The following is a 26,491-nucleotide window of genomic DNA, read 5'->3' on the forward strand; positions in this document are numbered from 1 at the left end:
TTGTGGAGCTTATTTTTTACTGGGACTATTTCACGACCATGCCGCAGTCATCTCAATTTGACCTTGGCCTTGGCGTATTTCTCCTAGGCGCCAGGCTTTGACTTTGTTTTCATGCAAGTGGCTTAAAACAGAAACCGCTTGGTCTTTTTTTACTAGAAGAGTGAAGCCCACTCCCATATTGAAGGTGCGGAAGAGTTCTTCCTTTGGAATGTCGACTCTTTGCAAGATTGTTTTAAAGACCGGAGCTATTTCGGCTGTCGTCGGCCAGTAATTGATTTCGTAATCGAAGTTTTCGCTCATGCGCGGAATGTTGTCGAGGCCCCCGCCCGTCATGTGGGCTGTTGCGAGCAAGGCTGTGGGAAATTTTTTGCGCAGATCCTCGAAGATTTGCACGTAGATTTTTGTGGGCTCAAGAAGTTCTTTCATGAGTTCCGTTTCTTCGTCCTTCACAAGTTTGCGTAAAAGAGAATAGCCGTTGGAGTGAAATCCACTTGAAGCGAGACCGATAAGAACATCGCCTTCACTCATGCGCTCCTCTGAGAACATTTCTTCAGGTGTAAGATCTCCGACGCTGAAACCTGCAAGATCATATTCTCCGTCTTGGTAAACGCCGGGCATTTCTGCGGTTTCTCCACCGATTAAGGCCATGCCGGACTGTTTGCAGCCGTCAACCATGCCAGCGATCAATTCTTCGCTGACACGCGTGTCGAGTTTTCCGAAGGCCATATAGTCTAGGAAAAACATCGGACGTGCGCCTACACAGAGAAGATCATTCACACACATTGCGACTAAGTCGATGCCGATGCCGTGATGTTTATCTACTTTTTGCGCGAGTTTGAGTTTGGTACCAACACCGTCAGTGCAAGATGCGAGATATTTTTTGTCGTTCAGTTTGTAAACTGCGGCGAATCCGCCGATTCCCTGCAAAACTTGATCGTTAAAAGTCGTAGGGACTAATGATTTGATACGATCTACAAAGGCATCGGCTTTGTGAACGTCAACACCGGAAGTTTTATAATCAATCGACTTAGACATTTTTATCTCCTCAGTTTCTAAATCCAAATTCGTAGCGTGCTGCGTTTCAAAAAGGTACGGCGTACCTTCAGTGCAGGAAGTGGCGACGACCCGTGAACATCATCGCGATTCCTAGTTTGTCGGCTTCTGCGATCACTTCATTGTCTTTAACGGAGCCCCCTGGTTGAACGATGTATTTCACCCCGAGTTTGGCTGCGACTTGCACAGAGTCGGCAAAAGGGAAAAATGCATCGGAAGCTAAAACCACGTCGGAGACATCTTTGATGTTTTTGTCTTGCAGCCTTGAAGTGACCAGTTTTTCGATGCAATCAATACGGTTGGTTTGACCTGAACCCATCGTGAGAAGCTCAAACTCAGGACCTTCTTGGCGGCATAAAGCGATGGCGTTGCTTTTTAAATTTTTCACGGCAAGCATCGCAAATCCTGCGAGTTGTTTTTTATCTTCGGCAAAATTATTTTTTGTGACGACTTTGCTTTGCGAAAGATCGAAAGTGTCCTGCTCTTGAACAAGAAGACCGCCTTCAATAGAACGCACATTCCACGAAGGTTTTGTTTTCAGATTTACTTCCATCACTCGGCAGTTTTTCTTTAATTTTTCGCGGGCACCTTCTGCGAAAGAAGGAGCCAAAATCACTTCAACGAATTTTTCTGAAAAGAAGGCGGCGACTTCTTCTGTCACTGGGAAATTTAGAGCGATGATTCCGCCGAAAGAACTTTTCTCGTCCCCTTTCCAGGCTTTTTCCAAAGCACGGAGTGGAGTTTCTGCAACCGCCAATCCGCAGGGCGTATTATGTTTCACGACGACTGCTGTTGGTAAAGATTTATTTCCCTGCCAACCGTGCACGTCTTGCAAAGTCTTTAGAGCAAAGTCGGAATCCAGATAGTTGTTGTAAGACATCTCTTTCCCCTGAAGGGAACGCGCATGTGCGATCCCCTCTTGGAAAGGATCTTTCATCACAAAGGCTTTTTGATGAGGATTTTCGCCGTAGCGTAAGGCGTCCCCTGTACTTTGAGTTAAAAAGCCTGCGATGGCTAAATCATAAAATGATGTCATGGTATAAACGCGAGCCGCACATTTTTGACGGAACTCAAAACTTGTTGTTCCATTCTTTTCTGTGAATTCTTTTTGGAATTCTTCGTATTGAGAAGGTTCGCAAAGAACTGTGACTGAGCGAAAGTTTTTTGCTCCGGCACGTAGAAGTGTCGGGCCTCCGATGTCGATGTTTTCAATGCACTCCTCGAAGCCCGCTTGTTTTTTTAGCGTTTCATGAAACGGATATAAGTTCACGACGACCAAATCAATGGGACTGATGCCCAGCTTTGCGGCTTGTTCAATGTCCTGCGGATCTTCTCGACGAAATAACAACGATGAAGCGATTTCAAAACTGATGGTTTTCATGCGACCTTGAAAAGCTTCGCCTTTGCCACTTAAGGTTTCTACTGGAGTGACTTTAAGTCCTGCTTCCATCAAAGCTTTTGCTGTGCCACCGCTGGCAATGAGTTCTACATTTTTTGCGGCAAGAGCTTTAGCCAATGGAAGCAAACCTGTTTTATCAGAGACGCTCAAAAGAGCTCTGCGAATGGATGTCATCTTTCACTCCTTAAATAATTCACGGCACTTTTAAAAAATTCCAAACCCCACGCTTTTCCTTCAAAAGGCAAATGCCAATCGTGAAGAGCGGCTTCAGGATGCGGCATAAGCGCAAATACCAAACCGGAAGCATCACAAACCCCGGCGATCTGCGCTGCTGCACCGTTCACGTTTTCTTTGTATTTTAAAACTGTTTGGTGATTTGTTTGAAGACGGTGCAAAGTTTTTTCATCTTGGCAGACGAAGCGACCTTCTCCGTGACGGATCGGAAGAACAAAATCTTGAGGGAGCGTTTTCGTCCATACACAAGGGGATTTTTCATCTCTTTCAAGTTCCACCCAACGGTCGATAAAATGTCCTTGTTCGTTTTTCACCAAAGCACAGCTTCTTTGAAAATCAGCATCAGGAAGAAGGCCCAGTCGCACCAAGGTTTGAAAGCCATTGCAAATTCCTAGAACCGGTTTTGTTTTTACGAAGCTTTGCAATTCTGCTTTCAAAGTATTTTCTAATTTTAGGGCCAGGATTTGCCCGCTCCCCAGATGATCACCGAAAGAAAATCCTCCTGGAAAAACCATCGCTTTGTAGTTTTGCAAACTCTTTGGATTTTTTAAAAGTTCGTTCACATGAACTTTGCAAGCTTCACCACCAGCAAGCTCAATTGCGCGAGAAGTTTCATTTTCACAGTTAATTCCGTCGCCCCACAGGACTAAGAACTTAGGCTTCATAGACATTTTGCACTCCTTGAGCCCAGATAGTTTGAATATCTTTTAACGGCGTTTGCATTTCTGTCCCGGCAAATTTGTACTTAAGCTGAGAAGAAGCTGTGACTTTTCCCAAATGCAAAACATGTCCTTTAAAATGATTTTCAAATGACGTTTTTTGATTTGGGGGAACGCTGACAATAAAGACTGACCCTGTTTCAGACCATAATTGATTCCATGTCAGAGTGTTGAAATTTACATCCGCACCGAGATCATTCCCGAAGCAGGACTCTACCAAAGCCCCCATCAAACCGCCTTCAGATATGTCATGACAGGATGAAAGGTATCCTTTTTGAATGCCTTGATAGATTTTTTCATAAAGAGCGGCATTCGCATTTAAATCTGGATATTCCGGGTTGAGCACTTTTTCTTCAGTAAACTCTTGTGCAAGAGCAGATCCGCACAAACTTTGTGTCAAAGTTCCGAGAACATAAATTTCATCACCTGCTTTTTGAAAAAAGCCCGGAGTTGTTTTTTGAGCGTCAGGAACTTGACCAATGGCTGTCACTAACACTGTTGGCGGAACAGAGATTTTGACGGTGTCTCCTGATTTTGTCTTACCGATAAAATCATTCTTCATGCTGTCTTTACCGCTGACAAAGGGAGCTTTGAAAGACTGAGCCGCATTGTAGAGTCCTTCACACGCACGTACTAATTGCGCCATTTTGTGAGAAGCATCGGGATTGCTTTGCTTTGCAATAGGATCAGGCCAGCAGAAATTGTCCACCAAAGCCATACGCGATGGATTTACACCTGTTGCGACTAAGTTTCTGACAGCTTCATCCACTGCTTTTTGCGCCATCAAATACGTGTCATAGTACGAGTATTGTGGGCAAAGGCCGTTGGAAACGGCGACGGCGTTGTTTTCTTCTCCACCATGAACGGCGAGATCTATGACGCCCGCATCGTTGGCCCCTTGTTGAGTTTTTCCACCGTAAGGTTTAAGGCGAGTCGCTCCTTGAACTTCATGATCGTAATAACGAACGATAGGTTCACGTGAGGCCACGTTCGGAGACGCCAGAACCTGTTTTAACGCTGTCAAAAGACCTTCAGCTGTCGCTTCAGGCATTTTTTTCTTTGGCGTTTCGCGATGATATTCCTGGTATGTTTTGGGTCCATCGAAGTGAGCTTTTAACTTCATTCGACTTAAACCTTCGTGAAGGAAGTGCAATTCCAAAGAAGCTAGCGGCGTTTCTGCATAATGGACTTCGAAAACGCCACTATTTGTGAATTCACCAAGAACGCTCGCTTCAACGCCCATATCATGCGCTAAAGAAAGGAATTGCTTAAGATGCGCTGGTTTCACTGCATAAGACATGCGTTCTTGCGATTCACTGATAAGCATTTCCCAATATTCAAGATTGTCATACTTCAGCGGATGCTTGCTTAAGTCCATCCGAGCGCCACCAGAAAATTGCGCCATTTCTCCAATGGAAGAACTGACACCACCTGCTCCGTTATCGGTGATAGCTTGAATCCAGCCTTTGTCACGAGCTTGCAGAGTGAAATCCAAAAGACGTTTTTGTGTGATGCTATCCCCAATTTGCACAACGTTCGAAGAGACTTGGTCGTGCAATGCTAAAGAACTAAATGTCGCGCCATGAACACCGTCTTTTCCTAAGCGGCCCCCAGCGACAACGATCAAATCTCCAGCCGCAATTTCTTTTTTCTCAGAGGGACGTCCCTGCACTGTTTTTGGCATGACTCCCAAAGAGCCAACGAAGATTAACGGCTTCGCTGCAAATTCGCTCGCGAAATAAAAACTTCCGTTGATGGTTGGAATGCCACTTTGATTTCCGCCCTCTTCGACGCCTTGATGAACTCCGCGGAAGATAACGCCGGGATCTTTCAATAACTCGGGTCTTTTTGGTGAATCGGCGCCAGGGAAAAGATCTTTTTTAGAAAGGCAGAAAACGTCGGTATTCGCAATGGGTTTTGCGCCCAAGCCGCATCCAAGAATGTCGCGATTCACACCGAGGATGCCCGTGAGTGCACCGCCAAAAGGATCTAAAGCTGACGGACTGTTGTGCGTTTCTACTTTCACGCAGATGTTGACGTTTTTATCGAAATCAACGATACCGCCGTTGTCTTTAAAAACCGAAACCAGATAACCGCAGTTCTCAAGATCTTTGGTCGCTTTTTGAATATAGCTTTTATAAAGGCTTGTGATCTTTTTATTACCAAGAGCAGGAAGATTACCTGACTCTTCAGAGTATTCCACTTCGGCAGCAAAAATCTTGTGCTTGCAGTGTTCGCTCCATGTTTGGGCCAGACACTCCAGTTCCACCTCAGTGATTTTTCCATTCCAACCAAGACGAGCTCTTTCATTTTGAACTCCTGCAGAAGAAAAATGCGTGATGATCGTTTGAATTTCTTCATCACTCAAAGCCAGTCCACGCTCTTGATTGATTTTGTTTAAGACGTCCGCTTTTAAATCAAAAAGAAGAAGCTCGCGCTTTTCCATTTGTGGCGCTTGCCAAAAGGTTTGGAATTTCTGCCATGGATTGTTTTTCTTTAATTCCGCTCCACGAAGACTTTCGACTTTGTTGAGCAATGGATTTGCGAGCGATTGAAACAAAACCTTCTCAATTTGTTTTTGAGAAAAATCACCGTGAATTTCAATTCCCCAACCGCTGTGCGCCTCGATCCCAAACTCTTGCCACGATTGTTGAAACTCTGGTGCAAAGAGCATTAACGCTTCAGTCGCAGAACGAGCAAGATTGTCCGTCACTCCCGCCAAGAAACGAACTTCAACATAAGTAGCCGTTTCATTAAAGGGACCAAAACCGTGTTGGATTTCTTCAGCGATAGGATCAAAAAAGATTTTATCCATCAAAGAATCCAAACGTAGTTCTTTCCCGAATCCCGGTTTTTTTTCTAGGAGCCAGTACACACGTCTTAGTCGTAAATCCGCAATGGGTGCTTCTTTTTCAAAGGCTTTTTTTAGAGCTTTTTCGGCACTGTGGTCATAGAGACTTCGCACAGATATTCTTTGCATTACGGATTCTCCTGAAAATAAACGGTTCTTCTTTGAAAAGTCGCAAGACTCTCGAGAAAGCCTGTGTACATACGATGTTCTAATTCATGAATACGCGCTTCCCAAGCCTCTAAAGAATCCTGAGAATTTCGCACCAAAGATTCTTGAGCTAAAATCAAACCTGTATCCATTCCTTCATCGACTAAATGGATACTGACTCCGCTTAAGGGGACCTCATCTTGATAAGCGCGTGCGATAGAGTCCACCCCAGGATAGGCAGGAAGCAAAGAAGGATGGATGTTGACGACTTGAGAGGCGCCATTATGCCACTCTGAAAATGTCTTTAAAAAATCCGCAGACAAAAGGCGCATATACCCCGCAAGGAAAATCCAATCTATGCGATGTTCACGCACAAGGCCGAGGATTTCTTTTTCATGAGATTTTTTGTCAGACCTCTTAGGAACTAAGTACGTGCGTATGCCGTCGTTTTTTGCTTTCTCTAAAACAAGTGCATCTGTTTTGTCTGAAAGAACAAAACTGATTTCGACTTGTCCTTCAGAAAAGACTTTGGCTTTCTGAATTAAGGCCATAGCATTAGAGCCCTTACCGGAAGCAAAAATGGCAATACGCGGAGGTCTCATAGTCCGATGTCCTCTCTCATATACATGCCTTCAAAAGAAATCTTACGCATATCCTGATACGCCTGAGCACGAGCCGCTTGTTTGGAGTCGGCAAGGGAGGTAACACCTAAAACGCGACCTCCTGAATTGACGAGATGATTTTGTTTTTCGCTCACTCCAGCAAAGTAAAGGTCCGACGCCATATTTGCTTTTTCTGGATATGAAATAGGATTTCCTAAAAGCATTTGTGTTTGCGGATAACCCTGGCTCACGGCCACGACATGAACTGACGTTTTCTTAGAAAGTTCACACGTTTGATTTTTAAGCTCGTGAGTCACGGCAGATACAATCAATTTTAAAAGATCCGTTTTGATTCTTGGAAGCAACGCCTGCGTTTCAGGATCTCCCATACGCACATTGTATTCGAGAACGTAAATTCCTTGATCCGTTTTCATAAGACCTGCAAAAAGAAACCCCTGATAAGGCATCTTTTTTGACTCTAAACATGTCAAAGTCTTGGCGAAAATATCACGGATGGTTTTTTCTTCATCTTGAGAAATAAAATCACAAGGACTATAAGCCCCCATTCCACCGGTGTTTGCACTAAATGGGTCCGGAGTGATGCGCTTGTAGTCGCAGGCCGTTCCTAACAAAACAAAATCTCTGCCATCACACAGAGCAAAGGCAGAGAGTTCTTTTCCGATCAAACATTCTTCTAATAAAAGAGGATATCCAAACTGAGTTCCCAATGTTTCGACGGCTTCCATAGCCTTCGCGCGGCTTTCACAAACCCACACACCCTTGCCTTGCGCAAGGCCGTCGGCTTTCACAACCAGAGGCGATGAGAAGTCATGCTTTTCAACAGCGAGAACTGCATCGGCTTTCGTGTAACTCACCGCACATTTTGCTGTTGGAACCTGCGCATCGTGAAGAATCCCTTTACAGAAAAGTTTCGAGGACTCCAGTTCAGCGACAGTTCTAGAGGGTGCAAAACAAGGAATGCCTTGCGCCTCCAGATTCTTTTTTAAATCCGAAAGAATCGCCGCCTCGGGTCCTACAACAACCAAAGAGACTTTATTTTCAAGACAAAATCTCTCGATCATTTCTGGACTTTCAAAAGGCGCACAAGAAATTCCCACTTGAGCAATACCGGGATTTCCCGGGCACACCCAAAGCTCTGTCACTAAAGAAGACTCTTTGAGTTTTTTTGCTAAAGCGTGTTCTCTTCCGCCTTTTCCGACGACGACGACTTTCATAAAGACTTCTCCAAAACCTTCTGCGCTTTTTGGTGCCAAAGTTTTAAAGTGAATTCTTCAGAGAAAGGCTTCGTTCTTCCAACAAGAGCTGCAATTTCATTTGCCAAGGATTGATACAACAATGAACTGACTTCAATCTGCTCTTTGGATAAAGACTTCGGCGTTTCACTTAATTCTTTTACGCAAATCGCTTTCCAATCCTGCGTTTTTCGTTCTTGCGCCAAATCTTTCGCATTTTTCACAGCATCGCTCCAAGAAGTGTTGCGATAAAGCTGGCGCAGGAATTCTTTAGATAAAGGCAGGCCTTCATAAGTTAAACGCAATTCATCAGGACCGATAGAGTCTACAAGAAGGAGCGTCCGTGCTCCAGAGGGTCCTTTATTTCCAAAAGCATATTCTAATTTTCCATCCCAAAGCTTCACACCAAACGATGCAAAGAGCTTATCAAGCTCCATCGCCACCATTTGTGTCTGCGTACGCAGATTTTGCAATTCTTCATGAGACAGAATTTCCATTTCTGCGATTTCTTGACGAGTTAAATAGCGATCCGAGCTTTCAAGTTTTGTTGAGAACTCAATCAACGGCGGAGTGAAGCTGGCTTCTCCGTTTGGGATTTTCTCTAAACCCAAATCTTCAAGATAATCAGGATTTTTCTTTAGACGCCCTTCCAAAGAATTTCCTTGCCCTAAGTGTTTTCTGAAAATCACTTCCAAAGGAACAAGACAGTTTGTGGGAACATCCTCATAAATAGAATAATCATATCGGCCTTCAATCCACTTGGGACGAAGAACATTGACTGATTGCACTTCGATTGCATTGGCTGCAACAGAAGAAACAAAATGCGACGGAATTCCCTTTTTTGCCAAGTATTCAAAAAAGGAAGCTGCCATTGAAGCCAAGGCTTCTCCTTTATAGGGAACTTCATCCGGCATCTCCCCCCAATCGAAAATAGAATAACGATTGCTGTATTGAAAAACCAGATGGGATTCTTTTTTATAAAGATCTTTGACTGAGCCTTTGTAGATTAGTTCCATGCGCTTTTTCCTGTCTCAACAAGTTTTTTCCATTGAAGAACAAAGTTTCCGATATTGTTCGCTCCAACCCACGCTCCGGCGTGACGGGCCTTTGCGAAAAAATCCAAAGCGAGATTGGAGCTTGTCAGCTGCACTTTTTCACAGAGGAATAAGTTAAGACCATTGACTTTAGGTAGCTCCCAAGGGCTCACGATTTCTCCGACACAGCGATCTTCTGGGGCCGCCGTCCAAATAATTTCTGCCCCACTTTGAGTTTGAATTTCATCAAGGGCTTTTTGAATCGGCGAATAAGATTCCAGATTGCGATTCCAGTGCAGATAGATTTTATCTGAAGGAAGATTTTTCCAACGTAAAAGCAGATCAGCAATGCTGCCGGCGTTTTCTTCTGTGACCGCCATTACTGGGACACCTTTTGGCATCTGTACAATAGACAAGAATGAATCCAGCCCTGCAAAAGCTCCATTTACTGCAATTCCGAAAACAGGTTTATTTGTTAACGAAGCCACAACTCCCGGTAAGTGAGCCGCAAGACCTGCTCCTGCGACAAAAACATCGGCTCCGCAGCCTTTCACGATTTCATGAACTCGGTCTGGATTTCTGTGAGCCGAAGCGACTTCCATTTTAACTTCGCCACATTTTTCCAATGATCGACATAAAGGACCATACACACGTTCATCACTGGCACTGCCAAAAAGAACTTGAATCTTCATAGAGGCACCTCATTTTTTCCATCACCGCCAATATTTGTCTTGCGGGTTTTCATAAATTTTTCGGTTGAAACTGGAACGGGATAATCACCGTCTAAACAAGCACTGCAAAGATCCTTAAGACCAATGCCTTCTTTCAGACGATTTAACGGCAAAAAGACAAGACCATCGACCTCAAGAATTTTCGCCACTTCTTCTTCGCTCTTTTTATGAGCGACCAGAGCTTCGCCCTCTGGGAAATCAATGCCATAAAAACAGGGATGACGAATTGGAGGACACGTCGAAGCGAGATAAACTTTCTCAGCGCCTGCTTCGCGCAGAAGACGAATGATGCGGGCTGAAGTTGTACCTCTCACGATACTGTCATCAACCAAAAGAACTTTTTTCCCGCGGATTTCACTTTCCACCGGAGACAGTTTTAAGTTCACCATCATCTTGCGCAATTCAGGTTGGTTGACTATGAAACTGCGTTGCACATAACGGTTCTTAATTAAAACTTCGCGATAAGGTTTTTCCAAAACTTCGGCTAAACGACACGCAGCCGCACGTGAGGTGTCCGGCACAGGAGCCACCACATCCACATCAAGGCCCTTGGCGATACATTCTTCCGCTAAAATTTTTCCTAAATTCAAACGCACTTCATAGACAGGACGCCCGTGCCATTCTGTTTCTGATCCTGCAAAATAGATCCATTCAAACATACAAGGACGAGCTTTTTTCTCACTTAACAAAAACGAATGAAGATTGAGATCCCGGTCGACAAGAACCAATTCACCAGGACGCAGATCGCGCCAGTATTCAAAGCCTAAGCCGAAAAAAACCTGTTTTTCAGAGGCAAAACAGTAACTGTACTTATCCCCTTTTTTCTTTCGTCCAATCAGCAACGGTCTGATTCCGTTGGCATCACAGAAAGCGAACATACCTTGCTCTGCAAGCATTCCGATAGCGCTGTAGGCACCTTGGACTTGCTCTAAAAGTTCTTTCACGGAGGCCGCTAGATTTTCCGGAATGTTTTGCAGTTCTTTACGTGAAGCAAGTCCTACGGCTGTCATATGCAAAAGAATTTCAAGATCGTTACGGCTGAAAGTCCAACGCAGTTTGCGATTGCGAAGGTAATCCACGACTTCGTCATAATTAGTGACATTTCCGTTGTGAATCATGCCTATACCATAAGGATAGCTTAAGAACAGCGGCTGCAAATCTTCTTTATCAACAGTGCCAATTGTCGAGTAGCGCGTGTGTCCCAACGCCATGGAACCTTTAAGGCGTTGCATGCGCTCGGGAGTGAAAACATCTTCGACCAGCCCCAAATCTTTTTCGAGATGAAACTGCGAGCGTTCAAAATCATAGCTAAGAATTCCAGCCGCGTCCTGACCGCGATGCTGAAGAGCAAATAATGCGGGATAGAGTTTTTCGCCTGCTTTTTCTTCACCGATCAGACCAACAACTCCACACATCGGCTACACTCCCTTGAAAAAACAAAACGGCGTCACATGGACGCCGTTTAATTTATTAATATCGATATTCAATTTTTTTTGGTGACACTTCGGGTATTCGGACACACGAAGCGGACTTCCTCCCGACGGAGGCCAGTAGAGCACTTTTTTCCTTAAGAATGATTCTAAGAACACTCGCTGAGCCATACTCTCTCAAACTCAAAAGTTATGATTGGATGGCCAAGGCTATCGACCGTGACAGAGTTTGGTCAAGAGCCCTAACACAATCCTAACAATTCAACTCTTTGCGTCTTTGAACTGCTTCAGCAAGTAATCCAGAAATACCTTCTTACGCTTATCTATTAATATTTGTTCGTGGCAAATCAAATAAAGCGTCTGCGGCTTTTTGTCCTGCTCAACAATTTCTACATATCCTTTTTCCACGGCGCGAACCGCGCTGGTTTTCGGAATGACGGACATGCCATGTTGTTTGCGAACTAGGTCAATAATGGCGCCGTGAGAGTTCACACTGGAAAGATAGCGCACCTTGGACATTTCCGTTTTATTTAAATGTCTCTCGAGAAACCCTTTTAAATAGAGATCGTTTTCACGATAGCCGATAAAATTATACCGCTCCTGCTTTCGCCAATTTGCCGCAGCTTTCTTATCTGCAATCATGACAGGGATATCCTGAGTCACCGCAAAGGCCTTCACGGATTTGCGCTCACTCAACTCATAGACAAATCCAAAATCCAGAATTCCCTTAGCAACCTGATCATTCACTAGGGACGTTGACATTAGGGAGACGTGAATTGTGGACTCTGGGTGAACTTCTAAGAACTGAGCGACCTTAGGGAGAAGCAAAAGCTGGCCAGCCTCGTACATGCTTCCCATCCGGATATTGATTTTCAAGAGGGTACTATTTTCACTTCTGTCTAAAATTAGAACTCTTTTGATTTCTTCGACAAGAGGCCCGAGTTTCCGCTTCAGCTCCAAGCCTTCCGGCGACAAAGCCACACTTTTCTTAGAACGCAGGAAAAGAGCATATCCTAAATTCTCCTCCAGCATTTTAATTTGCCGTGAGACCACGGGTTGCGCCGTATTGAGGATTTTGGCCGTCTCGCTAAAGTTTAAATTCTCGGAAAGCACCACAAAAGTTTCCAGGAAATTCCAGTTGAGCATCGCAAACCTCGTCTAAAAAGCCTGTCTTTAATATATATCAAAATTGTATATATTAAATGTTTTTATTCTATTATTATATTTACTTCCTATCGTGTATAAGACTCCTGAAACCCAACATTTCCCCTCTAAGGAGTTTTTATGAAAAAGGAACTTTTAGCGAGCGTATTGACTTTGACTGCAGGTATGGCAAGCACAGTGAGCTTTCCACAACAGGCTCTTGCAAGATCCACCATCGTGGAGCAACAATTTGCAAAGACATTCAAATTAAAATTGGACCTGCAAGCTCGTCACACCAACGACAAAGGCGAAGTGATCCTGGGCCACATCTACTTGTACCTGCAACAAGAACCCATGACTCCGACTTACAGCAACTTGCTTCACGGTGAAATGACAGGCTCTTTGTACTTTGAAAGCGATGAATACACACACAGCTATCAAGATCATCAGTACAAAACAATCGTGCCTTTGACAGGTGATGACGGCGAAGTTCTTTTGGATATGACGAACAAAGATAAAAAGAACGGCAACAAATATCAAATCTACGGTTGCAACTCGACGCAAACTTTGTGTTCAGCTGACAGCTACGAAGTGGAAATCTTGACCAACAAAACAGCGAACATGACTTTGAAAATCGCTGCTGATTTGAAAGTTGAAATCAATCACATTTACAACGATGGGAAGTCAGAGTGGCTTTCTTTCGGCTACGACATTCCAATGGTTGAAGCACCAGTAGAAAAATAATGTCTGACTTTATCGAGCGTCTTTCCAGAAAACCAACGGATTCTGAATCTGCCGAGATTCAAAAGCAGTTGGATATTCTCGAAGAGCTCCGTCAAAAAACCGAAGACCTTCCCGCTGAAAAATGGCAGGAAGGTCTTTTGCGTTTAGCACCCTTTCGTCTGAAATCCTCAGGCACACTTAAAAAAGGCGACGTCGAAAGCTGGCAGCAGGCTAATATTTATGTCGCTCAAAAAATTCAGACGGATCAGCTTCCCAGTTGGGAAGACATCATGCAGATCAATGCTCTTCTTCTTGGAAAACCCCAGGGCACTTTGCGCGAAAAACGAATCTTTTTAGGCCCCATTGAAGCTTGTCCCTTGGAAGATCTAGAAAACGCTCTTGATGGTTTCAAAGAAATTTTAAATCTGAAGTCGGATTCCAATCCCTTGATTCAAGCCGCTCTTTGCCAGTATTGGCTTGTCAGCATTCATCCTTTTGACGACGCTAACGGCAGAACCTCTGTTTTATTGACCGATTGGATTCTGGGAGCCCACGGATATTTGCCCATGAGCTTTGCGACAAAACTGGATGCGATCGTTGCGAGTCTTTCGGATGGCCGGGCTTCTGCAACTCCAGGAAATGCTATTCTTAAACTTATCAACAACGTTCAACGCAGTTATCGACTGATTCTGAATGAGGCGCCTTAGCCTTTCGCACGAGTGGTACCGCCATCAATGATGTGATGATGCCAACTAGAACCAATCCCGCAAAAGAAGCTCCATCAATCAGCCCAGCCCGATAAGCAAAATGCGCCGCCAAAACTTCCATCGCTCCTCGGGCGTTTAGAAGAACAGCCAGGTCCATGGCGCTTTGATGAGGTTCTCCGGCACAGCGTGAAGCCACGTAAGTTCCCAGACTCTTTGTCACAATGGCCACAGCCAATAGAGTTAAGAACACCGGCAATGAGAATAGCTCAACGATATCCACCTTCCAACCCAGTCCAACAAAGAAGAAGGGAGCTAGTCCCCACATCTGCAAATTCAGAATGGCCGGAGTCATCTGCAAAGTCTTAAAGCGTCCGACAGCAAGACCTACGAAAAATGCAAGCACCACCCAGTGACTGAGGACCCAAGCTTTGATGTCCTGTTTTGGTAAAAGAAAAATTAAAATAATCCACGGACAGATATCACAAAGACTTGCTAGCGTAATTGTTCGCTTCGCCAGAAGAGTTCCGTAAAGACCTTTTTCTTTGAGAAGCTGAATTGCCACGGGCAAAGCGGAAATTCCCATCGCCAAGGCTAGAAACATTTTCTGTCCCAGCAAGAAATAACCCACAACACATGGAAAAACAAAAGAACCGACAAAGAGAATGGAATAAAAACGCACGTCTCTTTTTAGATTTAAAAAACGCATTTCCCATCCTGCAAAAAACAAAAAGAGTCCGCCCGCGGCCTGAGAAACGGAGGAGAACCAAGAAGGCATGCCCACATTGAAAAGTGAAGGACCCAAGAGAATGCCTAAAACAATCCACCCTACAAATTTCATTGCCTCAGTCTTATTCGAATTTTTGGATTTGCGGTAGGCAAACCACCCCAGCGAGACAAATGAAAACAACATCGCCAAGGCAACGGAAATTTTTCCGTCTGTGGTGCCTTCTTGAGCGGATTTAAGTCCCAGATAGAAAATCAAAGTTTTGACTATGAATAGGGCCTGCAAAAGAATCCAAATGTAAGAAAAAAGTTCCCAGAAAATAATCTGCTCTTCCGTGCGCGGCTTCTTTTCTTTTTTTCCCAGACGATGCTCGCCCCAAAAACCCTGATGAAAATCGCGGACAACTTCAGTCCACGCATTTTTATAATCGTCCCTTGAATTTCCGCGAAGCTCTGCCGCCAATTTTTCCATAGCGACACGACGAAATTTCACAATGGAAATTTTCGCCCAGTGCCCGCCCGCACTGAGCCAAAGATCTTTTCCAATGGACGCTTCTAACTCCGTTAAAAACGTCGCCCCCTCGGGTGAGATCTCGCGGTGTTTTTCAAATTCCTCAATAAGGGTCGTACTCATAACTTTCTTTATCTTAGTTTGTGAAATGCGCCAACGTCCAGTATGATGGCACTGCAATGACGACGAAAAAACTCAGCGAAAGCAGATCCCACAGTTTTAAGGCCTTTAGCGAAAAAATCGCTGCGTTGATCTTTGAAGAAGGAATTCTGTTTCGGCCTTATGCCAGTCCTTCGCTGCCCTACTTCCATATGCTTTCAGACAACGAGCAAGAAGATGTTATTCGGGATCTTGAAACCTTTCATCGAATCTGCATCAATGTGAAAAACGCGGGTGGCACTCTTAAAAACACTCGCCTGATGACAGAAATAGCTTTGAAAGAGTTCGGTTACTCTGTAAAAAGTGAAGATCTTGACCTTATAGAACCCTATCACTTGACTGAAATCTATAATTTATCACAGTTGCAAATTTTTAGAAGCTTTCGCTTCTTCGAACTTTCTAGCTACACATTAGAAGATCTCTATTGTCGTAAATGGTATCACCTCTATGAACGACGCGAAGAAGATCACGTTGCAACGGCGGAAAAAGTAACGGAATTCCTGAAAAGTCCCGCGTCGATGAAGCTGAATTTCAAAGAGCATTCCATTCGCGAAAAAGAAACACTGGAACGTCTTCACGTCTACAGTCAGCTTCACTGGTTTATTCCAACATACCACCAAGACACCCTCAGCGGCATCTTGGTGATCGAGACGGCCCGCGCCGCTCTTTAATCAAATATCTTCGACAATGATAAGGGTTCTCCACTTAACGGCGCGCAAAGGACGTCCATAGCGATCGCGAGAAACCATGCCGCTTTGATTGATGATCGGCACCAAACCACGGCCCGCCTGCAGAATTTTTTCGTAAATATAAGAGGCATTGTTACGGTGCAAACGAACACAGCCTCCTGAAGCCCGATACCCAAGCTCGCTATAATGATTGGAAGTCGTTGCGTGAACGGCGACACCACCATTAAAGAAAACACTAAATTCCATAGGAGCATCCCATGTCTCTGACCAGCCATTGCGAATCAATTCATAGGGATAATAGTAACCCGTAGGTGTTCCGGTGAAATATGTTCTTCCACTTTTCGCTGTTTCCCAACGCTCGCGCCCCGTGGAGGTTTTCCATTCTGCGGTCAGGCTTCCGTATTCGTACACTTTCATTCGCTGCGCGCCGGGGCCTGAGGCTTTTTTATTGATCACCAGAACAATAGGAAACTCTGAAAAAATATTCATCGCTTCGACTTGTTGAAACTCTGCCAGAGTCCGAACCTGGCTGGTGTATTGAGGCTGCGGCAGACCCAACGCCTCAGAAATTTCTGCGGGCGCCTGTAAATCTTCTGCAGTCGCGCGCAAAGAGAAAACAAATAAAAAGAACGAGAGCAATAGGAACTTCATCAGTCTCTCCTTTGTTTATTCAGTTCTATTTACTGTAAGCACTTCGCGACGAAGTTCAACGACTTGAAAAAAGGAAGATAAAAGACACGTTCTAGAAATTAATGTCGATACTGACGTTGACTCCCGGATTCATGGCAAAATTGCGTTTTTGCGTAAAATCCAAGTTGGGGATCACCCTGTACTCAAGAATTTTTTTATAAACGACATGGTGCCAGGTCACGGAAAAGTTGTAAGCATCCAATTGATAGTTGGGACGATTGATAGAGGTCACAAAAGTATTGTAGGCCAGTGACATGCGTTTGTTAAACTGCTGCCCTAAAGACACACCGTTGGTGACTGTGTAGATATGCGGTCGGCTTTGATAGTCACCTTCGTTGATAAGAGTGACGGAGTACATTTTTGTTAATTCCCAGTTAAAGTTAAGGGACTGAAAAAGCCCTGCACCTTTACTTGGAGTTGCATAGAATTCAAGTTCAGGATTGATTCTATAAGACCGACGTTCCGCCACACTTTCAAATTTAAGCGAGTGAGAAATCGCCGGCGTTCCTTCAAAAGCGATGCGCGGGCGGAAAGAGGTTTTGACTTCACCAAGTTTTTTGAAAAGTCCCACGGAAGCACCGATGTTTCTTTCTCTCGGTGTTTGACGTAAATATCTTGTTCTCGCACTTCGATCTTCGGTTTCGTCATAACTTGTGAAAGTCAGCTGCCAATACTCTTCCACATTGGGAAGTCGTAAATCGACATTAAAGTTAATTGCGCCCGAAGCCCCATCGGCCTCATTGTAAAAACCGGAAGATTCCAACGTCACCGAAGTCTCATTGGGCTTTTTCGTGTAACGTTCCCCGGCCAAGAACAAATCAAGACCGTCAGCAACGCCATTGAACCATTGGGCCACAGAAATGTTTCCGCGAATCATGGATTGCTCAAGGCTTTCGGGAGCATCTGGCTCAGCGTGATCCAGAAGATATTCCTTAGCATCGACAGGAGCGGAAATACTAGCCACAAAGAGACACAAAAGGACTTTGAGCCTCAACATGACTTGGAGCTTTTTTGATTGTATTTTCCCGCTCAAAATTTAATCTCCTTACATGGACTACTGTAAACTGATTCTTGCTATTTTGTCCTTTATTTTATTTTTTCCTTTTGCGAATTCCGCCCACGCTTATACACCGCAAAGGGGAAACGTCCATACTGTCTTAGCTCCCTATGTTTTTAAAACAAACTACGACGGCGAAGGTGCAAGAACGAGCTACGATTCCGGCGGCCTTTATTGGGTGATTTTAGGTGACGTCAATGATCGTGGCAGTCTTGAGATCACGACAATCTTCATGAATAAAATATTCTATCGCCGCGACAGCGGATATACGGTAGCAGAAAAATCACAAGTCGTTCACGTTTCGGCAGGTTATCGCCGTTGGCTCAAACCCTGGTTAAGTGCCTCCATGTCCCTATACACTTCCTATCCTTTGGGAGATGCCGAAAAAATCTTCAATACTTTTCCTCAAGGGAATGCTGTTGCCACTTATGCCGAAGAAAATGCTGAAACCGGATTAGATTTTGGCTTGCAGACGGAACTCTGGAGCCGCGGCCGCTACGCTTTGGTGGCCGAGGGCCGTTACTCGTGGGCTTTGACAAAAAAGCATGACGAGTTTTCCGACCAATATGGAATCGCCATCGGAATTCGTTATTTCTTCCAAGGGCAAGACACTCCCCGCGAATAGTTTTAACACTGGCCCCGTCTAAAATATCAGGAATGAAAGTACCCTTTTCAGCAAATTAGACGCAGTCTTGCTGTAGGGGGTTTTTATGAAAACAATTTCGTTAGTGACTTCCTGCACGTTTCTCTGCGCACTTCTTTTTGCCATTCCTACGCATGCATCTATAAAAAATCTCGCGCTTTCCGGACCCGAAATGGTGTCGTCGGAAAGCTCCAATAAAATGAATCTTGTCGATGCCGCAAATTATTGCCGGACACTGAACTCCGTTTGTGAGCTGCGAGCTGACGGTACGCCTTGCAACGGAGATTCTTTTAAAGGGTGGCGCCTTCCTTCTGCCGACGAGTTGGGTTGGTTCCTGGGTCTTTCTAAATCTGAAGACTACCTTTGGACTCGCACGCAATACACGGAGTTGGATAAATATATTATTTTAAGCCTTGTTGACGGTTCCTGGGGTTGGGCTGGATACGCCGCTGATGTGAACGTCCGCTGTGTGAAATAAAAAAAGCCTGCGGTTTCTCGCAGGCTTTCCCTATCTGGATTTCAATCTCTTCTTAGTAAGATTTCGCGAACAAAACCCACTTCGTTGCCGGTTTTCCAGAGAAGATACAAGTTCCTTTCACCGGTTCTTGTTTCAATGGAATACAGCGTGGAGTGACTTTAAGTTTCGCAAGAAGCTCATGACCGATGCCTTCTTCACACCATGGAACCATCGCGAAACCAGGTGCAGAAGCTTCATCCCCTGCAAAGTGCTTTTCAAAGTCTTGCAAGTTTGTGATGAGCTTGATGTTGTCATCGCGGAATTTTTTAGCTCTTTCAAAAAGACCGTCTTGGATCTCTTGCAAAAGATTTCCGATATTTTCAACAAACGCGTTTCTTGCTTGAGACGCTTTTTCTTTTGGACCACGGTCACGACGACCGACGAACACTTCGCCTTTGGCCATATCACGAGGACCGACTTCGACTCTGACAGGGACACCTTGTTTAATGTACTGCCATGCTTTCTCACCACCGCGCATATCGCGATCGTCGATTTTCACACGGATTGAAGAGCCCACGTAATTTTGTTGCTTCAAATCTTTCGCCAGCGATTGAACGTATTCAAGCACCTGAGCTTTTTCTTCGTCATTGCGGTAGATTGGAATGATCACCACATGCAAAGGCGCAATCCTTGGTGGAGCAATAAATCCATTATCATCAGAGTGAGTCATGATCAAACCGCCAATCAAGCGAGTTGAAACACCCCAAGATGTTGTCCATGCAAACTCTTCTTTACCTTCAGCGCTGAGATACTTGATCTCAGAAGCTTTCGCAAAATTTTGACCTAAGAAGTGAGACGTTCCTGCTTGCAACGCTTTACGATCTTGCATCAATGCTTCGATCGTATAGGTATCCACCGCACCCGGGAATCTTTCGTCCGGCGTTTTCATACCCTTAATCACGGGCATTGCCATGTAGTTCTCGGCAAAGTCAGAATAAACATCCAACATCTGCAAAGTTTCTTCTTGGGCTTCTTTTGCTGTCGCATGAACCGTATGGCCTTCTTGCCATAGGAATTCCGCTGTACGAAGGAACATGCGTGTGCGCATTTCCCATCTCATCACGTTACACCATTGGTTTACCAAGATTGGAAGATCACGATAAGACTTCACCCATTTCGCGAATTGGTGACCGATGATTGTTTCACTCGTTGGACGAATGATAAGTGGCTCTTCAAGCTCGCCATCTGGCACAAGCTTGCCGTTGCCGTCACCTTTCAAACGGTGATGGGTCACAACCGCACACTCTTTCGCGAAACCTTCCACGTGAGCAGCTTCTTTTTCTAGGAAGCTTAATGGAATCAACAATGGAAAGTAGGCATTCACGTGGCCCGTGTCTTTGAACATGCGATCTAGAACGGCTTGCATGTTTTCCCAAACAGCGTAACCCCAAGGCTTGATCACCATGCAACCACGAACGGGAGAATTTTCCGCCATGTCGGCAGCGACGATGACTTGTTGGTACCACTCAGGATAATTTTGCGCGCGCGTTGGCGTAATAGCTGTATCTGACATCTCTTGTCTCTTTCTTAGTTGTCTTTTGTATCAATACCGTAGGCTTTGATCTTTCTGTGAAGGTAACTTCTTTCAAGACCAATGACTTCCGCAGTTTTACTGATGTTTCCGTTATTTTCAGAAATCTTGCGTAATAGATATTCTTTTTCAAATTGCGCACGGGCTTCTCTGAAAGTGGAAAGATCTTGCATCTCAACGGCCTTCTCATCGTCTTTGTCGATAAGACCCGCAAAGCGCAGATCGTGCACATCCACAAACTCACTTGGAGTTAAAATATACACACGTTCAATAAAGTTTTTTAGCTCTCTCACGTTCCCTGGCCATTGGTAGGAAGTCATTTTCTCAATGGCTTTTTCAGAAAACGCTTTCTTTGGATATCCGCTTTCTCTGGAAACATTGTCAGAGAAGAAGGACACCAACACCGGGATATCTTCCATATGCTCACGCAAAGCCGGCACGCGGAATGGAATCACGTTTAAGCGATAATAAAGATCTTCACGGAAGCGGCCTTCTTTAACTTCTTTTTCAAGATCTTTAGAAGACGCTGCGATCACGCGCACGTCGTTTTCGATCAACTCATGACCACCGACGCGAGAGTATTTCTTTTCATCCAAGTAGCTAAGAAGCTTTCCTTGCGCGGCCATATTCATCTCACAGATTTCTGCGATATAAAGAGTTCCGCCTTGAGCTAAATCAAGCTTTCCTTTTTTTACGCGGTCAACCCCAGGCATTGCACCTTTTTCGATTCCGAAGATTTCTGATTCCAAAAGATCTTCAGGAATTCCACCGCAGTTGATTTCAACAAACGGACGGCTGGCACGTGCACTCATGTAGTGAATATTTTGAGCGACAAGTTCTTTTCCAGTTCCCGCTTCCCCTTGGATTAGAACCCACGAGTTTGTTGGTGCTACACGCGCGATGATTTGCTTTGTTTGCACAATCGAAGGAGCTTCACCGATCAAAGCGATCGACTTACGAAGTTTGTTCAACAAAAGAACTTTCTCTTCTTTTTGTTGTTGGAAGCTTAAGATGTTCGTGATCGTGATAAGAATTTTATCCATCGATAAAGGCTTCTCGATAAAATCCCATGCACCTAATTTTGTCGACTTTACCGCAGTCTCAATTGTTCCGTGTCCAGAGATCATGATGAACTCTAGATGCGGAAACTCTTTACGAGCCATCGTTAAGACTTCAATACCGTCGTACTTACCTGGCATCCAGATATCTTGGAAAACGATGTCGGGTTGGAAATCACGAATGGCTTGCAAGCCTGTTTCACCGTCGTGAGCAAACGCCACTTGATAGCCTTCGTCTTTCAAAGACGCAGACAAAACATCACGAATGGGAGCTTCGTCATCGATAATAAGAATTTTAGTATTTTGAGCCGTCACCGGAACCTTCTTTCTATTCGCCAGCAGGTTTCCATGCACCTACTTCATTGACAGGCATTTCGATCACCATCTTCACCCCTTTGGGTTCATTGGCTGTCGCTCGAATGAATCCATTATGGTCTTCAATGATCCTTTTCACAATGGCTAAGCCTAGCCCAGTTCCGCCTTCTTTTGTAGAGTAGTATGGCTCAAAAATGCGACTTCGATCTGCTGCAGGAATACCTTCCCCGTTATCAGCCACCGTTAAACGCACGGTTTTGATATCCTTGTCGTATCGAGTCACGATTTCCACTGTGGCCTGTGGCTCTTTTGCAACAGCAGAAACCGAGTTGTCGACCAAATTTACAAGAACACGCTTGATCTGATCCGGGTCAAATTTGAAATCGGGAAGTTCTTCGTCTTTTCTAAAATCAAATCGAACTTGCGGATGCGCCTGACGATAAAGCCCGATGGATTCTTCAACAACGCTGTTGAGATTCGCAACCACAGGGCGCGCTTGTGGCAGACGAGCAAAGTTGCTGAACTCATTCACCAGATTTTTAAGACCATCCACCTGTTTTACAATCATCGTCGTACATTCGCTGAAAGCCGGATCTGTGATCGAAGCACCGAATTTTCTTTGCAGACGTTCCGCAGACAATTTAATCGGCGTCAGAGGATTTTTAATTTCATGCGCGATACGACGGGCCACTTCCGTCCAAGCCGCCGCTCTTTGTGCATTTGCAATCGGAGTCAAATCGTCGAACACCAAGATCTTACCCATCTCCTGTCCCTTTTCATCTTTTAGAATGGAAAGAGTCATGAGAAGCGGCAACGCCTCTCCTTGGATGTTCAAACGAAGTTCTTTCTGAATACTTTCGATCTTGTGATCGATCATCGTTTTTTGTAGTTCAGCAAAAGTTCTGAAGTACTCTAACGTCAAAAGATCACGCACAGATTTTCCGATGTATTTTTCAGCATCGATCTTTAACAACTGAGCCGCGTGACGATTGATGGTCGTAACCTGACCCATTTCATCAACGGAGATCACACCAGCGCTGACGTTCTTAAGAACCGTGTCTGTGTAACGCGCATGCTGATCCAGTTCTTCCAGGGTTTTTTCAAGAGTCACTGTCATCGAGTTAAAGCTTGAAATCAGATCGTTGATCTCTTCAGAGCCGGCTTGAATTTGCAAAGGCGTATAGTCCCCGCCCGCTACTCGACGAGTGGCGCGTCCCAATTGCACAATCGGAATCGAAAGTTGTTTTGCGAGATAAAATCCAAACCACGTCGCTGCAAGCAAGATCACGAAGGTCATCAAGACCAAGATGTACAAGTAAATAGACTTCAAAGGATATTCGAGCGGATTGATATCGCGGAATTCGTCATAGGCCGTCGAGATATCATTCATTTTAGAAATGAGCGACAACGGCAAGAAACTTGAAACAACGACAGCGCCTTTTTCAGCACCTTCTTGCACCGGCACGATCACGCGAACTAAGTTTCCATCTCCGAATTGATGGATGATACTGGCCTCGGCTTGAAGCTTGATCCCTTTTTGCAAGAACTCCAGCGACACTGCCGGCACTGTTGGAACTGTGTCGTCTTCGGCAGACACGACGGCGCGCTTTCCAAAAAGCGATGGATAGTATTCCACCGCGTCTAAGCTAAATTCTTTTCTAAGATGATCAATTCGGTTTTTAATCTCGTTTTGATTTTTCAGAGGACGAATCGCATCGGCAATCTGATGGGCGAAGTGATAGTTCTTTTTCTTCGCATTAAAATAATAAGCATTCGTGACTTCGATGGAGCTTTTTAAAACACCCGCCATCTTCGCACTGAACCACTTATCAAAACTTGAGTTGATATAAAACACCGAGATAATAAACATCAGCACTGTCGGAACGAAGCTGAACGTCACAAAGGCCGCGATCAGTTTTGCTTTCAGGCTGCTTCCGAAGACTCGGCCCTGCCTTTCCACGAAAACCTTCACGACGTTTCGGAAGATCATGAAAAGCAAAAGTAAAAGCAGAATGATGTTAAAGTTTACGAGACCAAAAAAGAAAATACTGTGAACAAACGGAAGCTGCTGGCTTGTCGCAAAAAGGCGGATCTCAAACCAAGTGAGAAGGCCAAAAAGAAACGACACCACAAGAACCAATAAAATCTCGCGGCGTCGTTTTTTAAATTCCTGAGGACCAGGAGGAAGAAATTCGTCGTTTTGCGGTGTATTTTCCATCACACCACCATGCTAGTCCCTCAAGAGGGACCATGCCATTATTTTCTAGTTTTTTTCTTATTTTTTTGCGCTTTTGCCGCAGGCTTTGAAGCCTTTTTCGCGGACTTCGCAGGTTTTGCCTTGGCCATCATGGAAGCTGTTTTCAAAGCAGCAGGAATCTCGTTCGTTAGACCGATCATTTCCATCACGACTTGTGCGGCTTCCTCACCTTTATTGCCGTGTTTACCACCAGCTCTATCAAGGGCTTGCTCGTCGTTTTCTGTCGTCAAAACGCCAAAACCGATCGGCTTTTTATAGTCCAACATCAAGCGAGTGATACCGTCAGTCACAGAGTTGCAGACATAGTCATAGTGAGAAGTTTCACCACGGATCACCGCGCCCAAAGCCACAACACCATCGCAACCCGCATCCAAGAAAGCTTGGCAAGCCAGAGGCAATTCCACAGCACCAGGAACGAGAGCTGCGAAGATCTCAACCCCGTCACAAGACTCTAGGTAGTTGATCGCGCCTTCTTCTAGTTTTTCAGTGATCTCGTTGTTAAAGCGTGCTGTGACAACACCGACTTTGATAGTTCCCATTACTTATGCCCCTTTACATTTTCAATAGCGACAATTTCAACAATCTCAATATCAAAAGCTTTTAAGCCGACTTTCTTTTCCGGTTTGTTCGTCAAAAGACGAACTTTGCGAGCTCCGATTTCACGAAGGATCTGTGCGCCGATACCGTAATCTCTTTCATCCATCAGCGGCGTCGGAGGACGAACGTCATCCATACCTGCAAGAACTTGCAACTCTTGTACAAGACCTTGTGTGCGGTTGTTTCCACGAAGCAAAACGAAAGCGCCACTGGGTTGTTCATTGATAAGCTTAATGCTTTCAAGAACCGTGGAAGCGCCTCTTTGTAGAACCGCCATAAAATCACGAGTGAAGTTATCCACGTGAACGCGGACCAATGTTTCTTTCTCTGGAGTGATTTCGCCTTTTTGAATCACCAAGTGCTCAAGTCCGTCCACAGTGCTTCTGAAAACACGCGCTTTCATGTCTTTGCCAAATGAAGGAGGCAAATCCATGGAAGCGATTTCTTCCACCAAAGTTTCATTCGCTAAGCGATACGCGATCAAATCCACGATCGTGCCGATTTTGATGCTGTGTTTTTTTGCGAAGTCTTTAAGATCATTCACGCGAGCCATCGTGCCATCTGGATTCATCACTTCACAGATAACCGCTGCAGGATTAAGACCCGCCAAGCGAGCCAAATCCACACTGGCTTCCGTGTGACCGGCACGTTTCAATACGCCACCTTGCTGTGCACGAATTGGGAAGATGTGACCAGGCATGTGAATGTCTGAAGGTTTTGCGTGGGGATTCGCCGCCACTTTCAAAGTGTGCGCACGGTCTGCCGCAGAAATACCTGTCGAGATTCCTTCCGCCGCTTCGATACTCACTGTGAAAGCTGTTTTGTTCGGCGCAAAGTTCATGTCATCACGAACCATCAAAGGCAATTGCAAGCGCTCGATTTGTTGAGCTGTCACAGTTAAGCACACAAGACCGCGCGCCTCTGTGATCATAAAGTTCACAGCCTGAGTTGTTACGTGATCTGTCGCAAGGATCAAATCACCTTCGTTCTCACGATCTTCGTCATCAACCAGGATGACCATTTTTCCATTACGAATATCTTCGATGATTTCAGGGATGGTATTAAAAGACATTTTAATCTTTCCTAACTTCCAAAGAACGTTGAATCGCACGAGCCATGTAATCAGGCTCTACATTCACAACTGAACCGACTTTAAGATCGCCCAAGTTTGTGCGCTTTAAGGTTTCAGGAATCAAACACACAGATACGGTATCGTTATTCAGTTCATTCACCGTGAGACTCACGCCGTTCAAAGTCACACTCCCCTTTTTCCAAACAAAAGGCAGAATCGTGTTTTTGACTTTCACATCGAGGAAAAAAGATTCGCCTTCAAGAGAAGCGCGAGTCACAGTGCCCAGGCTGTCAACGTGGCCCGTAACAAGGTGACCATGAATGCGATCGCCAAAACGCAATGATCTTTCAAGATTCATTTGCTTACCGATCCAGCTTTGCGGATTCCAGTTCAAAACTTTGATCGTCTCTGCCGCCAAAGCAAAGGTCATTTGCTCATCATCAAAGGCTTCCACGGTCAAACAAACGCCGTCACAAGCGATGCTGTCGCCAAGTTTTATATCATTGAATTTACTAGGTTTTTTAACTTTAATACGATACGCATTCGGAAGCTCTTGGGAGCTCACAATCGGCATCACAGATTCTACGATTCCAGAAAACATAAAGGCCTCAAGCTTGAATGCCTGAAACCTACACTTTTGCCTCTA

At 44.8% G+C, this 26,491-nt stretch carries 24 protein-coding genes; 5 read left to right on the forward strand and 19 right to left on the reverse strand.

Annotated elements, in window-relative coordinates:
• Nucleotides 1–30: 30 nt before the first annotated feature.
• The 10 genes from purM to AAAA78_RS13950 form a co-directional block, all read right to left on the reverse strand.
• Nucleotides 31–1,035 (reverse strand): phosphoribosylformylglycinamidine cyclo-ligase, encoded by a 1,005-nt coding sequence (gene purM, locus AAAA78_RS13905; protein ID WP_340592631.1) that lies wholly within the window; start codon nt 1,033–1,035, stop codon nt 31–33.
• A 67-nt stretch (nt 1,036–1,102) separates the two neighbouring features.
• On the reverse strand, nt 1,103–2,626 hold the full coding sequence (gene purH / locus AAAA78_RS13910) for a bifunctional phosphoribosylaminoimidazolecarboxamide formyltransferase/IMP cyclohydrolase (protein ID WP_340592632.1): 1,524 nt from the start codon (nt 2,624–2,626) through the stop codon (nt 1,103–1,105).
• Entirely contained in the window at nt 2,623–3,357 is a 735-nt protein-coding gene (locus AAAA78_RS13915; RefSeq protein WP_340592633.1) for a phosphoribosylformylglycinamidine synthase subunit PurQ, read from the reverse strand. The genes purH and AAAA78_RS13915 overlap by 4 nt, the downstream gene beginning before the upstream one ends.
• The gene (locus AAAA78_RS13920; RefSeq protein WP_340592634.1) at nt 3,341–6,385 is read right to left on the reverse strand and encodes a phosphoribosylformylglycinamidine synthase subunit PurL; all 3,045 of its coding nucleotides are present in this window, start codon (nt 6,383–6,385) and stop codon (nt 3,341–3,343) included. Before AAAA78_RS13920 ends, AAAA78_RS13915 begins: the two co-directional genes overlap by 17 nt.
• Complete coding sequence (gene purN / locus AAAA78_RS13925) at nt 6,385–7,005, reverse strand: phosphoribosylglycinamide formyltransferase (RefSeq protein WP_340592635.1); 621 nt, start codon at nt 7,003–7,005, stop codon at nt 6,385–6,387. The genes AAAA78_RS13920 and purN overlap by 1 nt, the downstream gene beginning before the upstream one ends.
• Nucleotides 7,002–8,240, reverse strand: coding sequence for a phosphoribosylamine--glycine ligase (gene purD / locus AAAA78_RS13930; protein WP_340592636.1), 1,239 nt, complete (start codon nt 8,238–8,240; stop codon nt 7,002–7,004). Before purD ends, purN begins: the two co-directional genes overlap by 4 nt.
• Nucleotides 8,237–9,274, reverse strand: a complete 1,038-nt coding sequence (locus AAAA78_RS13935) for a phosphoribosylaminoimidazolesuccinocarboxamide synthase (RefSeq protein WP_340592637.1) — start codon at nt 9,272–9,274, stop codon at nt 8,237–8,239. The genes purD and AAAA78_RS13935 overlap by 4 nt, the downstream gene beginning before the upstream one ends.
• Nucleotides 9,265–9,984, reverse strand: a complete 720-nt coding sequence (locus AAAA78_RS13940; protein WP_340592638.1) for an AIR carboxylase family protein — start codon at nt 9,982–9,984, stop codon at nt 9,265–9,267. The genes AAAA78_RS13935 and AAAA78_RS13940 overlap by 10 nt, the downstream gene beginning before the upstream one ends.
• Complete coding sequence (gene purF / locus AAAA78_RS13945; RefSeq protein WP_340592639.1) at nt 9,981–11,438, reverse strand: amidophosphoribosyltransferase; 1,458 nt, start codon at nt 11,436–11,438, stop codon at nt 9,981–9,983. Before purF ends, AAAA78_RS13940 begins: the two co-directional genes overlap by 4 nt.
• 276 nt (nt 11,439–11,714) lie before the next feature.
• The gene (locus tag AAAA78_RS13950) at nt 11,715–12,599 is read right to left on the reverse strand and encodes a LysR family transcriptional regulator (RefSeq protein ID WP_340592640.1); all 885 of its coding nucleotides are present in this window, start codon (nt 12,597–12,599) and stop codon (nt 11,715–11,717) included.
• Nucleotides 12,600–12,737: 138 nt separating this feature from the next.
• Between AAAA78_RS13950 and AAAA78_RS13955 the strand changes: the two genes are divergently transcribed.
• Complete coding sequence (locus AAAA78_RS13955) at nt 12,738–13,340, forward strand: hypothetical protein (RefSeq protein ID WP_340592641.1); 603 nt, start codon at nt 12,738–12,740, stop codon at nt 13,338–13,340.
• Nucleotides 13,340–14,026, forward strand: coding sequence for a Fic family protein (locus AAAA78_RS13960; RefSeq protein ID WP_340592642.1), 687 nt, complete (start codon nt 13,340–13,342; stop codon nt 14,024–14,026). Before AAAA78_RS13955 ends, AAAA78_RS13960 begins: the two co-directional genes overlap by 1 nt.
• Here AAAA78_RS13960 and AAAA78_RS13965 read toward each other — a convergent pair.
• Complete coding sequence (locus AAAA78_RS13965) at nt 13,977–15,383, reverse strand: cation:proton antiporter (protein WP_340592643.1); 1,407 nt, start codon at nt 15,381–15,383, stop codon at nt 13,977–13,979. The two genes, AAAA78_RS13960 and AAAA78_RS13965, sit on opposite strands and share 50 nt — an antisense overlap.
• 20 nt (nt 15,384–15,403) lie before the next feature.
• Here AAAA78_RS13965 and AAAA78_RS13970 point away from each other — a divergent pair, with 20 nt between their 5' ends.
• Nucleotides 15,404–16,090 carry a hypothetical protein gene (locus AAAA78_RS13970; protein WP_340592644.1) on the forward strand — a complete coding sequence of 229 codons (687 nt, stop codon included), beginning with the start codon at nt 15,404–15,406 and terminating at the stop codon, nt 16,088–16,090.
• Here AAAA78_RS13970 and AAAA78_RS13975 read toward each other — a convergent pair whose 3' ends face one another.
• On the reverse strand, nt 16,091–16,759 hold the full coding sequence (locus tag AAAA78_RS13975) for a L,D-transpeptidase (protein WP_340592645.1): 669 nt from the start codon (nt 16,757–16,759) through the stop codon (nt 16,091–16,093).
• A 91-nt stretch (nt 16,760–16,850) separates the two neighbouring features.
• Entirely contained in the window at nt 16,851–17,762 is a 912-nt protein-coding gene (locus AAAA78_RS13980) for a hypothetical protein (protein WP_340592646.1), read from the reverse strand.
• A gap of 85 nt (nt 17,763–17,847) precedes the next feature.
• Here AAAA78_RS13980 and AAAA78_RS13985 point away from each other — a divergent pair, with 85 nt between their 5' ends.
• A complete protein-coding gene (locus AAAA78_RS13985) occupies nt 17,848–18,480 on the forward strand; it encodes a hypothetical protein (RefSeq protein ID WP_340592647.1) in 633 nt (210 codons plus the stop codon).
• A gap of 85 nt (nt 18,481–18,565) precedes the next feature.
• Entirely contained in the window at nt 18,566–18,976 is a 411-nt protein-coding gene (locus AAAA78_RS13990; protein WP_340592648.1) for a hypothetical protein, read from the forward strand.
• A gap of 52 nt (nt 18,977–19,028) precedes the next feature.
• Here the strand turns inward: AAAA78_RS13990 and proS are convergent, their stop codons facing one another.
• From proS to AAAA78_RS14020, 6 genes are read right to left on the reverse strand one after another with little or no spacing between them, the layout of a single operon-like run.
• The gene (proS, locus tag AAAA78_RS13995) at nt 19,029–20,528 is read right to left on the reverse strand and encodes a proline--tRNA ligase (protein WP_340592649.1); all 1,500 of its coding nucleotides are present in this window, start codon (nt 20,526–20,528) and stop codon (nt 19,029–19,031) included.
• A 14-nt stretch (nt 20,529–20,542) separates the two neighbouring features.
• A complete protein-coding gene (locus tag AAAA78_RS14000) occupies nt 20,543–21,919 on the reverse strand; it encodes a sigma-54-dependent transcriptional regulator (RefSeq protein ID WP_340592650.1) in 1,377 nt (458 codons plus the stop codon).
• 13 nt (nt 21,920–21,932) lie between these two features.
• A complete protein-coding gene (locus AAAA78_RS14005; protein ID WP_340593639.1) occupies nt 21,933–24,137 on the reverse strand; it encodes a sensor histidine kinase in 2,205 nt (734 codons plus the stop codon).
• 38 nt (nt 24,138–24,175) lie between these two features.
• Nucleotides 24,176–24,715: a 6,7-dimethyl-8-ribityllumazine synthase gene (gene ribH / locus AAAA78_RS14010; protein WP_295904054.1), complete on the reverse strand. Its 540-nt coding sequence runs from the start codon at nt 24,713–24,715 to the stop codon at nt 24,176–24,178.
• Nucleotides 24,715–25,845 carry a 3,4-dihydroxy-2-butanone-4-phosphate synthase gene (ribB, locus tag AAAA78_RS14015; protein ID WP_340592651.1) on the reverse strand — a complete coding sequence of 377 codons (1,131 nt, stop codon included), beginning with the start codon at nt 25,843–25,845 and terminating at the stop codon, nt 24,715–24,717. The genes ribH and ribB overlap by 1 nt, the downstream gene beginning before the upstream one ends.
• Nucleotide 25,846: 1 nt before the next feature.
• Nucleotides 25,847–26,446 carry a riboflavin synthase gene (locus tag AAAA78_RS14020; protein WP_340592652.1) on the reverse strand — a complete coding sequence of 200 codons (600 nt, stop codon included), beginning with the start codon at nt 26,444–26,446 and terminating at the stop codon, nt 25,847–25,849.
• Nucleotides 26,447–26,491 lie beyond the last annotated feature (45 nt).

Origin of the sequence: Bdellovibrio sp. BCCA (assembly GCF_037996825.1) — a bacterium.
Lineage (GTDB): Bacteria > Bdellovibrionota > Bdellovibrionia > Bdellovibrionales > Bdellovibrionaceae > Bdellovibrio.

Excerpts from the sequence above, each read along its gene's own strand:
- AAAA78_RS13940 (WP_340592638.1), bottom strand. The coding sequence starts at position 9,984 with ATGAAGATTCAAGTTCTTTTTGGCAGTGCCAGTGATGAACGTGTGTAT.
- purH (WP_340592632.1), bottom strand. The coding sequence starts at position 2,626 with ATGACATCCATTCGCAGAGCTCTTTTGAGCGTCTCTGATAAAACAGGT.
- purF (WP_340592639.1), bottom strand. The coding sequence starts at position 11,438 with ATGTGTGGAGTTGTTGGTCTGATCGGTGAAGAAAAAGCAGGCGAAAAA.
- AAAA78_RS13985 (WP_340592647.1), top strand. The coding sequence starts at position 17,848 with ATGGACTACTGTAAACTGATTCTTGCTATTTTGTCCTTTATTTTATTT.
- proS (WP_340592649.1), bottom strand. The coding sequence starts at position 20,528 with ATGTCAGATACAGCTATTACGCCAACGCGCGCGCAAAATTATCCTGAG.
- AAAA78_RS13935 (WP_340592637.1), bottom strand. The coding sequence starts at position 9,274 with ATGGAACTAATCTACAAAGGCTCAGTCAAAGATCTTTATAAAAAAGAA.
- AAAA78_RS14020 (WP_340592652.1), bottom strand. The coding sequence starts at position 26,446 with ATGTTTTCTGGAATCGTAGAATCTGTGATGCCGATTGTGAGCTCCCAA.
- AAAA78_RS13975 (WP_340592645.1), bottom strand. The coding sequence starts at position 16,759 with ATGAAGTTCCTATTGCTCTCGTTCTTTTTATTTGTTTTCTCTTTGCGC.
- ribH (WP_295904054.1), bottom strand. The coding sequence starts at position 24,715 with ATGGGAACTATCAAAGTCGGTGTTGTCACAGCACGCTTTAACAACGAG.
- AAAA78_RS13960 (WP_340592642.1), top strand. The coding sequence starts at position 13,340 with ATGTCTGACTTTATCGAGCGTCTTTCCAGAAAACCAACGGATTCTGAA.
- AAAA78_RS13990 (WP_340592648.1), top strand. The coding sequence starts at position 18,566 with ATGAAAACAATTTCGTTAGTGACTTCCTGCACGTTTCTCTGCGCACTT.
- purD (WP_340592636.1), bottom strand. The coding sequence starts at position 8,240 with ATGAAAGTCGTCGTCGTCGGAAAAGGCGGAAGAGAACACGCTTTAGCA.
- purM (WP_340592631.1), bottom strand. The coding sequence starts at position 1,035 with ATGTCTAAGTCGATTGATTATAAAACTTCCGGTGTTGACGTTCACAAA.
- ribB (WP_340592651.1), bottom strand. The coding sequence starts at position 25,845 with ATGTCTTTTAATACCATCCCTGAAATCATCGAAGATATTCGTAATGGA.
- AAAA78_RS13950 (WP_340592640.1), bottom strand. The coding sequence starts at position 12,599 with ATGCTCAACTGGAATTTCCTGGAAACTTTTGTGGTGCTTTCCGAGAAT.
- AAAA78_RS13915 (WP_340592633.1), bottom strand. The coding sequence starts at position 3,357 with ATGTCTATGAAGCCTAAGTTCTTAGTCCTGTGGGGCGACGGAATTAAC.
- AAAA78_RS14005 (WP_340593639.1), bottom strand. The coding sequence starts at position 24,137 with ATGGAAAATACACCGCAAAACGACGAATTTCTTCCTCCTGGTCCTCAG.
- purN (WP_340592635.1), bottom strand. The coding sequence starts at position 7,005 with ATGAGACCTCCGCGTATTGCCATTTTTGCTTCCGGTAAGGGCTCTAAT.
- AAAA78_RS13920 (WP_340592634.1), bottom strand. The coding sequence starts at position 6,385 with ATGCAAAGAATATCTGTGCGAAGTCTCTATGACCACAGTGCCGAAAAA.
- AAAA78_RS13955 (WP_340592641.1), top strand. The coding sequence starts at position 12,738 with ATGAAAAAGGAACTTTTAGCGAGCGTATTGACTTTGACTGCAGGTATG.
- AAAA78_RS13965 (WP_340592643.1), bottom strand. The coding sequence starts at position 15,383 with ATGAGTACGACCCTTATTGAGGAATTTGAAAAACACCGCGAGATCTCA.